Raw genomic sequence first — 11,996 nt, 5'->3', positions numbered from 1 at the left:
ACGCGCGCACGGGTGATCGCTGACCCATCTGCCAACGCGGCCCCTGCCGCCCCCCTGAGCCCGGAAGGCACTGCCATGGTACAGAACGAGAAGCTGGCCGCACTGTCGGCAGCCGGGGTCGCCGTCTGGCTCGACGACCTCTCCCGCGACCGCATCCACAGCGGCGCTCTGCAGTCACTGATCGACGACTACTCCGTCGTGGGGGTCACCACGAACCCGACCATCTTCGCCGCCGCGATCAGCGGATCCGATTCCTACGACGACCAGGTCCACGCGATGGCCATCCGTAAAGTCAGCGTCGAGGAGGCGCTACGCACCATCACCGCCGCCGACGTTCGCGACGCCTGCGACCTGCTCGCCCCGGTGGCGCAGCGCACCGAGCGCGACGGCCGGGTGTCGCTGGAGGTCTCCCCTGGGGTGGCACACGACACTGACGCCACCGCCGCGGAGGCAGCGCACCTGTGGTGGCTGGTCGACCGGCCCAACCTGTACATCAAGATCCCGGCGACGCAGGAAGGCCTGGCCGCGATCACCACGTCCATCGCACGCGGCATCAGCGTCAACGTCACCCTCATCTTCAGCCCCGAGCGCTACCGCGCAGTCATGGACGCCTACCTGTCCGGACTCGAGCAGCGGGTGCAAAACGGCGGATCACTCGACGGGATCGAGTCGGTGGCCTCCTTCTTCGTCTCCCGCGTGGACACCGAAATCGACAGGCGGCTGGACGAGGTCGGCGCGGACCCCTCCCTCAAGGGCAAAGCCGCGCTGGCGAACGCACAGCTCGCCTACCAGGCATACGAAGAAGTCTTCTCCTCTGACCGGTGGCGCGTACTACAGGCGCAGGGCGCCAAGCCGCAGCGCCCGCTCTGGGCATCGACCGGAGTGAAGAACCAGGAGTACCCCGACACCCTCTACATCAGCGACCTCATCGCACCGGACACGGTGAACACCATGCCGGAAAAGACCCTGAAGGCCTACGCCGACCACGGCCACCCCGGCACGCCCGTCCAGCAGACCTACGACGAGGCGGCACAAGTCGTGAAAGCCGTGACCGATGCAGGTGTCGACCTCGACGACGTCTTCAAAGTCCTCGAAGACGAGGGCATCAAGAAGTTCGCCGACTCCTGGGATGAACTCACCGAATCGGTCCGTTCACAGCTCGAAGACAAGAAGTGAACGAGCCCTCCCAGTAAGAAATGCAACTCCGAGAGGCGACCAGGCGGTCCGACACCACCCACGTGGGCTCAGGCCCTGACTGAGCGTTTGGTCCGGCGATTTTGTATTTGGTCCTGGTCAGGTTCCGCGCCAGTTCAGGGTGGCTTCGCCGGTGAGCCTGCGGGCCATGAGGTCGATCATGACGAGGTGGATCATGGCTTCGCGGCGGTGCGGATGGGTCGCGTAGTCACGGTCGAGGCGTCAGTGGTACATGAGCCAAGCCGATACTGCACTCGACAATCCACCGTCTCGGGATGATCGTCCCCCGCGGGTGCCAGGCGGGCGGTGGACGGGATGGACGTCGATGCCGAGACGGGCGCCGCGGTCGATGGTGGTGATGCGGTAGCCGGCGTCCACCCAGGCCTCCGTGATGTGCAGGTGGGCGGCGGCGATGCGGGCCAGCAGGATCACGCCGGCTGCGGTGTCGGAAACGCTGCCGGCGGTGACCAGCGCGGTCAGCAGCAGGCTGAGGTGTCGCAGCCGAGGTGGCGTTTGCGCCCGATGATCCGTTTTTGGCGTCCGTGCCTTGATCCGCGAGGCGACATTGGCGGATGTCCTGACGGTCTGGGAATCCAGCACGCAGGCCGACGACTCCGCGCCTCGGCCCTCGGCCTCGCGGGCCAGGCGCCGCGGCAGACCGGTGAGCTGCTCGAACACGCCGTCCTGCTGCCACTTGGTGAAGTACCCGTACAGCCAGGCCCAGGGCGGGAAGTCGTGCGGCAGGCAGCGCCAGGGGTGCCGGTGCGGTCCTCGTAGAGGATGGCGTTCATGATCTGGCACCGGTCGTGTGCGGGCGGTCGGCCGATGTTCAGTGCCTGGGCGCGGCGCTGGTCCCGCCAGGCGGTGAAGTCGACCGAGGCATGACCAAACGCTCAGTCAGACTTCGTTTCCCTCCTGACTTGGGCGCACGCTGTCGAGTTTCACCGTCTCAGCAGTGATCTGTGCAAGGGCGTCTTGGAGCCGGCGGACGGCGTCCTCTGCCTGCGTGTATTCCTCCAGGCTCGGCAGGACAGTGCCGAAGGTGCCTCCGCGGTCAGCCGGCAGGGCGCGCCAGCGCAGGATCGGTTCGAGCGCGTTGAGAGCACCGGAGAGAAACCATGCCAGGCGGCCGTGCGTGCGCGCGAGAGAGATGGCCAGGACGGCGAGAGTTTCCCGCAGGTGTTCGAGCCGCTTGATCTGCGGCAAGGCCTCCTGAACATCCTGCGGGCCGATGACGTCGCGCAGGCGGGCCTCGGTCTCCAGGGCGAGCTGGCGATCGCTCGGCTCCAGATTCCACACCTGGTCGTGGATCTGCTGGTCAGCTTCCTCGGCAAGCACTGCGACGATTCTCCGCATGTCCATGCAGGCCACAGTAGACCGGTGGACTCTGCGCCGGTCAGCCAGTATTCCGTGTGGGGTTGGCCTTGCGGGTGAGCAGGGCCCCCAGTGCGATCATTCCCAGGCCAAGAAGGAGGTGGAGCCAGTTGTCGGCGGTGTTGAGCGGGACGAAGTTCGCGGCGCTGTCGTGATCAATGATCAGCCCGTAGAGCCACAGGACCAGGTAGATGGCTCCGCCGGCGAGGAGATACAGCCGGGCTTGTGCCGCGGTCCGCGCGAGTGCGAGTCCGGCGACGCCGAAGGCGAGATGTACGAGGTTGTGCAGGATGGACACCTGGAAGAGGCCCAGCAGCTTGGCCTCGGAGTGATGCGCGGCGAACTCCATGGTGTCGTAGTTCGTGGTGATGCCTGGGATGAAACCGAGAACGCCGACCAGGAGGAAGACGGCGCCCACGGCCACGGCGGCCTGCTGTACCGGCGTTCGGGCAGTGCGTGCGGCGCGTGCGTGTGTGGACATGGCCAACTCCCTGGTTCAGGCTTGAAGGCAGGTCCTCGGCTGCCCCTCCGCGATGCCTGCCCCGGGTGCCCCCCGTAGTCGCAGGCATGCCACAACTCCCAGGTGCAGTCGTAATACGGCGGGCGAGGTGCTGTAAGCCGTGCAGGGTGTCGCCCAACCGGGCACCCAGGACCAGCACACGCACACAATCTGCCGCCCGCTTTGGCGAGGTCAGGCACCGAGATGGTCAGGCGCTGCTCACCTGGTCCTGCCCGTCGTTGCTTCAGCGGGCGCCATCACCGGGGAACGCGATGCTGGGCCACAGCCGTCACGCCTTCGCGGCGGGTAGAGCTGTGTGAGCCGTGGACGGCAGATGCTCGGCCACCGGCCCTTCACACAATCCGACGGCCTCCCGGCCGCCACAGACGGTTCGCCGGGCATGCAGGGGTAACCCGGCACACAACTGCCCCCCCCCGCAGCCGACCGCGCCGGTCGGTGCGGGGCCATCACGCTGGAGGAGGCTCGTGAACGGCGACCCCACCATGCCACCCTGCGAGTCGCGTTTCCCTGCGGTCACGGCGAGCATCGCGGCCGCCCGGCACTGGGTCCGCGACTGTGTGGCAGGTCTGGGCGGGCCGCTGCGCCGGCACCCGGTGGTCCAGACCGCCGAACTGCTCGTCTCGGAACTGATCACCAACGCCATCCGCCACGGTACCGGCCCACCCCTGATCCGACTCTCCTGCAACGGCCGGCTGCTGCGCATCGCGGTCAGCGATGACTGCGACCGCTGGCCGTGCATGCGTGCCAGCAGTAGCACGGAGCCCGGCGGCTTCGGCCTGCAGCTCCTGGAACGACTTGCGCACCGCTGGGGCGTCACCCCAGGGCATCCCGGCAAAACGGTGTGGGCCGAAATCAGCCTTGCCCCGTAACGCGTTTTCCTTCTGGGCGTGCTTGGTTGCCCCGGCCGGAGGACGTCTACGGGTCGGATAGGCCGCCACCGGCTCGTCTCACCAGGATCCGAGCCGGTCCGGCCGGTCCCGAATTCCTCGTGCGGCCAGTCTGGGTGTGCGCGGTACCTGAGCCGGTATCGCGCAAGGCGATGGATATGCGCCATCGGCCGGTCGAGCCGGGGTGACTCGGGGGCAGGGCGTGTATGTCGTGCCGGGCGTGGGCGGGCTCTCCGCCAGGCCGCCAGGTAGGGCGGTACTGCATCAACCGGTGCCTGAAAGATTCAGGGCTGGGGGTGATCGGGGGGCATGAAGACGCGGGCAGTTTGGCGGCAGGCGCTGAGGGATCTGATCGAGCGCCGCACGGATGTGCTGCGTGTGGATCTGGCCCGGGTGCGATTCGTGGAGGTCACCGGCGTGACGGGCCTGGCGGTCACCGTCCAGCGTCTGCCCGAGGGACAGCGGATCGTACGTCACCGCTCTCCGGCTCAGATGCTACGCATCCTCGAACTCTTCCGGCCCGTGCCTGCCCCGATGCAGGTGGCTACGTGATGAGCACAGCCGTCTCGCCCGAGCCGTTCGTCCACCCCGCTCTCTTCTACGAGGGCACAGACCAGTACATCGCGGGAACGGTTCCCTTCCTGCGGGAAGGGCTGGACGCCGGTGAGCCCGCTGGGTGAGCAGGCCTCGCAGGTCCGCTTCATCGACATGACCCAGGCCGGCCGCAACCCGGGCCGCATCATTCCCGGCGTGCTGCGCGCAAGTTCGCCGACACCCAGCCAGGCGCACGCCGGGTCCGCATCGTAGGCGAGCCGATCTGGCAGGGCCGTTCCGCCGACGAGTACCCGGCATGCGTCCAGCATGAGGCGCTGATCAACGCCGCTTTCACAGGGCGCGCGGTGACCATCCTCTGCCCCTACGACGCCGGGCGACTGAGGAAGCAGGCCCTCAGCGATGCGCTGGCGACCCACCCGTTCGTCGTCGACGCCGACGGTCAGAGGCCGTCCACCGCCTACAGCCCCGAAGAGATCACCGCCCGTTACAACGAGCCCCTCCATGCCCCCAGCGATGCTGCGGCCTCGACCTTCACCGCCCAGACACTGCCCACCGTCCGCGACTTCGCTGTGTCCCAGGCGCGGTCCCTGGGCTTGTCCGGCGTGAGCCTGGCAGACCTGGCACTCGCGGTGGCGGAGCTGACCACCAACAGCGTCGTCCACGGCGCCGGCTCAGGAACCCTGCGGATCTGGGCCGAGAACGGCAGGACCGTCTGCGAGGTACACGGCGGCGGTCAGCTGACCGATCCGCTGGCTGGACGCCGCCCGCCGAATCCCACGCAGCCCGGCGGCCGCGGACTCCTGCTCGTCCACCAACTCGTCGACCTCGTCCGTATCCACACCGGCCCCGACGGCACCACCATTCGCTGCTACCTCGCCGGCTGACCATGACGAGGGGCCGGGCCCGTCCAACCGCACAGGTATAGGTGCGCGAGGACGGGGTAGGCGCCGGGCCTCTGGCCGTTCGGCTGGTGGCAGCGGTCGGATCCAGTACGCGAGGGGCACATCATGGCGCACACGAGCATTCCGGCGGCACTGGACGCACGCACGAGTGAACTGCCGGAGGTTGCCGATCCCTCCCGAGTGGCGCCCAAGGACGCCCGCGAGCTCTCCAGGTTGTTCTTCGAAAAGATGACGGTCCTGGAAGAGGGTACATCCGAGTACAGCTATGCCCGGGGCACGCTGATCGAGATGAACATGTCCCTGGTCCGTTATGCGGCGGGCCGGTTCCGCAGTCGCGGTGCGGAGGAGATGGAGGACATCGTCCAGGTCGGCATGATCGGTCTGATCAAGGCGATCGACCGGTTCGAGCTGACGCGGGAGGTGGAGTTCACCTCCTTCGCGATCCCCTACATCGTGGGCGAGATCAAGCGGTTCTTCCGCGACACCACCTGGGCCGTGCACGTGCCGCGCCGGCTGCAGGAAGCCCGTATCGAACTCGCCCGCGCCACCGAGGAACTGCGCAGCAGGCTCGGCCGCACGCCCACGGTCCAGGAACTGTCGGAGCTGATGAGCCTGTCCCAGGAAGAGGTGCGCGACGCCCGTCTGGCCGCCAACGGCTACAGCTCCTCTTCTCTGGATGCCGCGATCGGCGGGAGCGAGGACGGCGAGAGCGCCCTGCAGGACTTCATCGGTGCCGACGACCAGGCGCTGGAACTGGTCGAAGACTTCCACACCCTGGCTCCGCTGCTCGCCGAACTCGACGATCGAGACCGCCAGATCATCCACATGCGGTTCGTGGAAGAACTCACGCAGGCCCAGATCGGCGTGCGCCTGGGCGTGTCCCAGATGCACGTCTCCCGTCTCCTGTCACGGATCCTGAACAGCCTGCGTGAAGGCATGCTCACCCACCGCTGAGCTCCACTGGCACTGTCCGATGACCAGTCCGCAAGAGACCGTCGGATGCCGTCCCGTACCGGAGGCCGCATGCCGTCGTTTTGAAAGAGTCGGTCGATGAGGGAGCCGGCCGACATGCGGATGATTTCGCGCGCAACAGGAATATCTGACTACGTTGAAAGGCTCCCGTTTATGGACATCGCCCGCAGGAACAACGTCACCGTAACCGGCAACCCGCAGGGCCGGACGGTGATGCTGGCTCATGGCTTCGGCTGCGATCAGAACATGTGGCGGCTGACCCTGCCTGCGCTGGTCGACGACTATCGGGTGGTGCTGTTCGACTACGTCGGCTCGGGCCGCTCGGATGCAGCCGCTTTCTCGGAGGACCGCTACGCCTCCTTGAACGGGTACGCCCAGGACGTGGTGGAGGTGTGCGAGGCGCTCGACCTGCGCGACGTCGCGTTCGTGGGACACTCCGTCAGTGCGATGATCGGAGTGCTGGCGGCCGGCATGGCTCCGGAGCGGATCGGGGCGCACGTGATGGTCGCTCCATCTCCGTGCTACATCGATGACGACGGTTACCGGGGCGGATTCACCGCCGAGGACATCGGTGAGCTGCTCGAGTCGCTGGAGTCGAACTATCTGGGCTGGTCGGCGGCGATGGCCCCGGTGATCATGGGGAACGCGGACCGGCCCGAGCTCGGCGAGGAGTTGAAGAACAGCTTCTGCGCCACCGACCCGGACATGGCGCGTGTCTTCGCCCGGACCACGTTCTTGTCGGACTCGCGGGACGACCTGAAGAACGTGAACGTGCCCACCCTGGTGCTGGAATGCACCCAGGACGTGATCGCCCCTCGCGAGGTGGGCGCCTTCGTATACGAGGCGATCCCCGGCTCAACGCTGGTCACACTGGAGGCGACCGGCCACTGCCCGCACCTGTCCGCCCCCGAAGCCACCAACGAAGCGCTACGGAGCTTCCTGGCGGACTTGCGGTGATGTGCCGCACCGGACCGCACCCTGATCCACACGAGGCCGACGACGAAGACACCTCCAGCAGCGCGGCGTTCGCCGCGCTGCTGGAGGACAGCGCTGAGGAACTCTACGAGAGCGCACCGTGCGGGTATCTATCCACGCTGATGGACGGCACCATCGCGAAGATCAACACCACCCTGCTCACCTGGCTTGGTCTGGACCGCGGGGCCGTGGTGGGCCGGATGCGGTTCCCCGACCTGCTCACCGTGGGCGGCAAGCTGTACCACGAGACGCACTTCGCCCCATTACTGCGCATGCAGGGCGAGATCAGCGGCATCGCCCTGGAGATCAAACAGACAGATGGCGGCCGGATACCGGTGCTGGTCTCCTCCGCGGTCAAGCACGGCACTACCGGCGAGCCCATGCTGATCCGCACCACCGTCTTCGACGCCCGGGACCGAGTACGCACCCTGCGTCCGGCTCGTCTTACTGGCTCTAACAAAAACGAGTTGATCATGTGGCTGTCTGCGTGATCGTTCGTTGGTGTGGTCATGGGGCAGCGTCAGTCGCGGCCGTGGATCGTGCCGGAACTGTGGTCGCTCATCGAGCCGTTGCTCCCCCGGGAGTACCTGCCCCAGGAGTTGGGCTTCGGCTCGGGCAGGACGTGCCGGCGCCGGCTGGCCGCGTGGAACGAGGCGGACGTCTGGGATCAGGTGCACCAGCTGCCGCTGAACAAGCTGAGGTCGAAGACCCGGGCAGCAAACACCACGTCCTCACCCGCGGCCAACCACAACGACGTCACCCAACTCTCGCCCCTGTGGGACAAGATTCCGGCAGTGAGCGGCTTCGTCGGCCGACCCCGCAGACGCCCCGACACGCTCTTCGCCGACCGCGGCTACGACCACGACAAGTACCGTCGGCTCCTGCGCCAGCGCGGCATCCGGCCCGCGATCGCCGAACGTGGCCCGCCTCACGGCACCGGCCTGGACACCTTTCGCCAGGTCGTCGAGCGGACGATCTCCTGGCTGGACGGCTTTCGCCGCCTGCGCATCCGCTGGGAAACGACGTGACGACATCAACGAGGCCTTCCTCGGACTCGCCGTCTGCCTGATCACCCACCGGCACGTCCGGAGGCTCTGTCAGGACCACTTGATCGCGAGGAGGACGGACCGGCTGATCAGCTTGGCGGTGGCGGGCTGGGACACCCGGTGCCGCCCTCGTGCAAGGCGGTTCGCCAACCCACGGATCCTTCCATGCACCTCACTGTGAGGCACGGCAGGTGTTGCGGTGGGCGATGTCGAGGACGAAGCGCTCAGGGCGGTGCAGCTGCTTCGTCGTGTAGGAGGGCTTGCTGTTGAACGCGGCCCCGAAGGTGACGACACCCTCGAAGTCGCCGGTCTGTGCGAAGCCCCTGAGTTTCGGCAGATTCAGCTTGATCAGGCGCGGTCCTTTGTAGACGTTCCTGCCCGCGTTGGTGTGGGCTGCGGCGGGGGAGAGCTTGATCTCCAGGAAGTGCCTCCCGGCCAGCGGGACCTTCTTCCCCGAGCTGTCGTAGCGGAGTTCCTTGACACGCGTGACGGTGGTCGGCGGCAGTTTGCCCTTCACATCGATGACGACGCGGTCGAAGGAGCAGTGACCGCCGATCCTGGCGTTGACCACGAGACTCGTGGACGGTGCCGGGGACGTGGCGGCGGCAGAGGCCGACGCCGCAGTACCGGCCAGCAGGAGTGCGCTCGCGGTGATGGCCATGAGGCGATGGCGGGTGTTCATGACGCCCCCTGATGAGAAGTTGGGGACTGATGGTCACAGTATGAGACATATGTGAGAGTCATACGGTTGCGCGCTTTGACGAATGAATTCTCCGTACGACGTCCCCGGCAGGGTTCCGACCTCCTGGGGCCAAGCGGCCTTGCGGCACTTCGAGCTGACGCCGAGCGCCCGCTCACCCCGCGCGGGGACTACGAGAAACTTCTGGCCGCCGCAGCGGCCGCGGTCGAGACGGCAGCCGAACTCGCCTGTCTGAACTGCCTGGGGCGCGGGGTCGACCGGGCGAGTTGGCCCGATGTCTTGCAAGGGCGCTGGGGTCGGCGCGTGCAGGTGTACTGGTAGCTGGACTACACGCCGCTGGTTCGGCGAGTTCGACACCGAGCGAGACCTGGGCTCGTACTACACACGGCAGGGCTTCAGCGTGCTGGAACCGGGGCAGGCGATCGACGTCAGCTCCCTGCTCACGGGGAGCCCGCTGCACCTTGGAGCAGGCCGGACTGACCTTCTTCCATCGGCGGAGCCACAGGGGGCGTGTGCACGCTTCCAGCACACCGCCCGCCGTTCTCACCGCGGCCATGCACGAGTATTTCTTGCCCGTCACAGGCGCTCGGCTTCGGCTCGGGCATGACGTGCTGGCGCCGTGGACGCCGCGTCCAACTCGGCCAGCAGGACCTCGTGCAGCCGCTGTCACACGCCGACCTCGTTCCAGTCCCGCAGAGACAGAAACTCCCACCGGATCCCGGTGTGCAGCACATACAAGACCCCGTACAGCGCGCCCCTGTCCGGCAACGGCTTGCGGCGCGGATACCGGAACCTGCGCTCACGCTGCGGCGGAGCGGCCTCCAGGGCAGTCCCGCGGCTCATCCGACACGATCCACGGAGACGTTCCCGAATCGGACTGAACGCTCAACTCCCGCACCAGTCACGGCAACCAGGACCAATCCACCTCCTTGTGTCAGCCGTTGTTACTGGACGATCGCCGTCGGAGGGTGCGGCTTGTCAACGGGGTGAGCCCGGAGCGGCGCGGCGGAGGCCGGTGGGGGCGTTCGGTGGCTTTGGGGTGACCGGCCCGAAATGCTAACAGATGAGAAAGTGAATTCTGCGTTCTTTCTGGGCTCTTTCTGTTTCTCTTTGTCAGGTTTTTCACGGAATCTGGGGGAGGGGAGAGCGGTCGAGTGTGAAATAGCTTTTCCCCGAGAGCCTCACGTTCCGGGAGCACGCCATGTCCCTCGTTCGATCCGCCGGCTTACCCGACCCGCCCACCGCGGAACGCCATCGCGCCCGTCTGCTGCGTCATGCGAAACGGCTCACCTCGGGTGATCTGCACCGCGCCGAGGACATCGTCCAGGAGACGATGCTGCGGGCCTGGCTGACCGATCTGGACGCCTACGACGAGGAGCGCCGCCTCGCCTGGCTCCTGCGGGTCGCTCGCAACCTGGCCGTGGACGCCTACCGGCGCGAACGGGCCGTACCCGTAGGCGTGTTGCCCGAGGACATGCTGCATCGTCCGGACGGCGCCGGGGACCTGGCCGACGCCGTCGTGGACCGGCAGGTGGTCCGGCGGGCCCTGGCGCGGCTGTCCCATGAGCACCGCGAGGTCCTCTTCCACGTTCATCTGCGCGACCGCACCCGGGCCGAGGCGGCCCGGGTGATCGGCGTGCCGCAGGGGACGGTGAAGTCGCGTAACCATTACGCGCTGGAGGCCATGCGGCGTGAGATTCCGGCGGCATGAGGTATGGCCGAAATGATGTGGACGGCTGGAAAAGCACGAGTAAAGCAGGGCGCGGGACAGTACGTGCGGAACGTCAAGCGAGAACGTCTAGTGGACAGCGAGTGAGGAATGCCGAGTGAGGAACACCGACCCCTTCGTCTGGTTCCGTGAGCACAGCGATGCCGTCTTCCGATGGCTGGGCATTGCCGGTCTGGCTCTGCTCCTGTACTTGCTGCTGCGGTGGTGGGCCATGCGGTGGGGCGGCTGGCGGGCCGCCTGGGCGCGGTTGCGGCGGGAGGTGGCTGTTACGGCCTACGCGTTCGCGCAACCCCTGCGGGCCTGGCTGGGACACCGGCGCGCGCTGCGGCTGCTCGTCCGGCGGCTGCGCGACCAGGCGACCTGGCGGGATGCCGAGCGGGCCCTGGCCGCGGCCCGGACGGCAGTGGCGCCGGCCCGCCCGTACGCCGCGCTGGTGGGCGCCCGCACGGTGACCGTCCTGCTCGCGGAACGCGGCGAGCCGGACCCCTGGACCGTGAAGCGCGCCGAGCTGCCCACGGTGACACCGGAAGCCGCCGATGTGCGCCCCATCGTCGTGGCCGTCGGCACCGCGGAGCACCAAGGCGAGCAGCACTGTGCCTTCCTCGACCTGGCCGTGGGGCCGCCTGTGCTCTCCGTGACCGGCGACGACCGGGCTTCCCGGGCCCTGCTCCAGACGCTCGCCGCCCAGCTGGACGCACGGCTGCCCGGCTCCTTGGTCGTCGTTGCCGCGGGAGTGCACCGGGACCACCCGGGCGAGCCCGTACGCGAGGCATATCGGGCCGCTCGCGAGATGCCTCTCCGGCTCGGCATCGCCCCTGTGCTGGTCGCGGCCGAACTGCCGGATCCGCTGCCCCCGGAGCTGGCCGACCCGCCCGGGGACTCCCCGGCCCTGCGGGTTCTCGTCCGAGGCCCCGGACGCGGCTACGTACGGACCCTGCTGACCGACCGGCACGGCAGGGTCGCCGTCACCGGCACTCCGCTGCTGGCCCGTTGCGCCACGCTCGGCCGGGCCGTCGCACGGGTACTGCCCACCATCCCGCCGGTGCTGCCCCCGGCACCGTCCGCCGCCACGGCCCCCGGACTCGCCGGTACGGACTTGTTCGAGGAGGGCGAGGAACCGGCCCGGGTGTTCCGCACCGGCC

General features: G+C 67.8%; 11 protein-coding genes and 4 pseudogenes. 10 read left to right on the top strand and 5 right to left on the bottom strand.

What is annotated here, in order from left to right:
- Positions 1–75: 75 nt before the first annotated feature.
- Positions 76–1,176: a transaldolase gene (tal, locus tag AOJ26_RS13775; protein WP_053848550.1), complete on the top strand. Its 1,101-nt coding sequence runs from the start codon at positions 76–78 to the stop codon at positions 1,174–1,176.
- Positions 1,177–1,416: 240 nt separating this feature from the next.
- Here tal and AOJ26_RS44365 read toward each other — a convergent pair whose 3' ends face one another.
- The 3 genes from AOJ26_RS44365 to AOJ26_RS13760 form a co-directional block, all read right to left on the bottom strand.
- A complete protein-coding gene (locus AOJ26_RS44365) occupies positions 1,417–1,872 on the bottom strand; it encodes a hypothetical protein (protein ID WP_234358548.1) in 456 nt (151 codons plus the stop codon).
- Positions 1,873–2,091: 219 nt separating this feature from the next.
- Positions 2,092–2,556: a hypothetical protein gene (locus AOJ26_RS13765; protein WP_053848549.1), complete on the bottom strand. Its 465-nt coding sequence runs from the start codon at positions 2,554–2,556 to the stop codon at positions 2,092–2,094.
- A 34-nt stretch (positions 2,557–2,590) separates the two neighbouring features.
- Positions 2,591–3,049, bottom strand: a complete 459-nt coding sequence (locus AOJ26_RS13760) for a DUF4383 domain-containing protein (protein ID WP_053848548.1) — start codon at positions 3,047–3,049, stop codon at positions 2,591–2,593.
- Positions 3,050–3,552: 503 nt separating this feature from the next.
- On the opposite strand from AOJ26_RS13760, the gene AOJ26_RS13755 reads away from it, so the two are divergent.
- The 7 genes and pseudogenes from AOJ26_RS13755 to AOJ26_RS42820 all read left to right on the top strand — a co-directional run.
- Positions 3,553–3,957 (top strand): ATP-binding protein, encoded by a 405-nt coding sequence (locus AOJ26_RS13755; RefSeq protein ID WP_053848547.1) that lies wholly within the window; start codon positions 3,553–3,555, stop codon positions 3,955–3,957.
- A gap of 327 nt (positions 3,958–4,284) precedes the next feature.
- Complete coding sequence (locus AOJ26_RS13750) at positions 4,285–4,527, top strand: STAS domain-containing protein (protein ID WP_053848546.1); 243 nt, start codon at positions 4,285–4,287, stop codon at positions 4,525–4,527.
- Positions 4,527–5,414, top strand: a pseudogene (locus AOJ26_RS13745) (anti-sigma factor RsbA family regulatory protein). The gene AOJ26_RS13750 and the pseudogene AOJ26_RS13745 overlap by 1 nt, the downstream one beginning before the upstream one ends.
- 123 nt (positions 5,415–5,537) lie before the next feature.
- Positions 5,538–6,386, top strand: coding sequence for an RNA polymerase sigma factor SigF (locus AOJ26_RS13740; protein ID WP_053848545.1), 849 nt, complete (start codon positions 5,538–5,540; stop codon positions 6,384–6,386).
- A gap of 171 nt (positions 6,387–6,557) precedes the next feature.
- Positions 6,558–7,361, top strand: a complete 804-nt coding sequence (locus AOJ26_RS13735; RefSeq protein ID WP_053848544.1) for an alpha/beta fold hydrolase — start codon at positions 6,558–6,560, stop codon at positions 7,359–7,361.
- A pseudogene (locus AOJ26_RS13730) lies at positions 7,361–7,798 on the top strand (PAS domain-containing protein); the annotation flags it as partial. The gene AOJ26_RS13735 and the pseudogene AOJ26_RS13730, both read left to right, overlap by 1 nt.
- Before the next feature lie 90 nt (positions 7,799–7,888).
- Positions 7,889–8,474 (top strand): annotated as a pseudogene (locus tag AOJ26_RS42820) (transposase); the annotation flags it as partial.
- A gap of 123 nt (positions 8,475–8,597) precedes the next feature.
- On the opposite strand, the gene AOJ26_RS13720 reads toward AOJ26_RS42820, so the two are convergent.
- Positions 8,598–9,107, bottom strand: coding sequence for an AMIN-like domain-containing (lipo)protein (locus AOJ26_RS13720; protein WP_053848542.1), 510 nt, complete (start codon positions 9,105–9,107; stop codon positions 8,598–8,600).
- A 687-nt stretch (positions 9,108–9,794) separates the two neighbouring features.
- Positions 9,795–10,026: pseudogene (locus tag AOJ26_RS42815) on the bottom strand (IS5/IS1182 family transposase); the annotation flags it as partial.
- Positions 10,027–10,326: 300 nt separating this feature from the next.
- On the opposite strand from AOJ26_RS42815, the gene AOJ26_RS13715 reads away from it, so the two are divergent.
- Both AOJ26_RS13715 and AOJ26_RS13710 read left to right on the top strand, forming a co-directional pair.
- Positions 10,327–10,836: a sigma-70 family RNA polymerase sigma factor gene (locus tag AOJ26_RS13715; protein WP_053848541.1), complete on the top strand. Its 510-nt coding sequence runs from the start codon at positions 10,327–10,329 to the stop codon at positions 10,834–10,836.
- 115 nt (positions 10,837–10,951) lie between these two features.
- Positions 10,952–11,996 (top strand): hypothetical protein (locus AOJ26_RS13710; protein ID WP_053848540.1); only part of this gene is annotated, 1,045 nt, incomplete at its 3' end.

Origin of the sequence: Streptomyces sp. NRRL B-24085 (assembly GCF_001282115.1) — a bacterium.
In the GTDB taxonomy this organism is placed as follows: Bacteria; Actinomycetota; Actinomycetes; order Streptomycetales; family Streptomycetaceae; genus Streptomyces.
The sequence above is the reverse complement of the archived record's forward strand: the minus strand, read 5'-3'. Positions and strand labels throughout refer to the sequence as shown.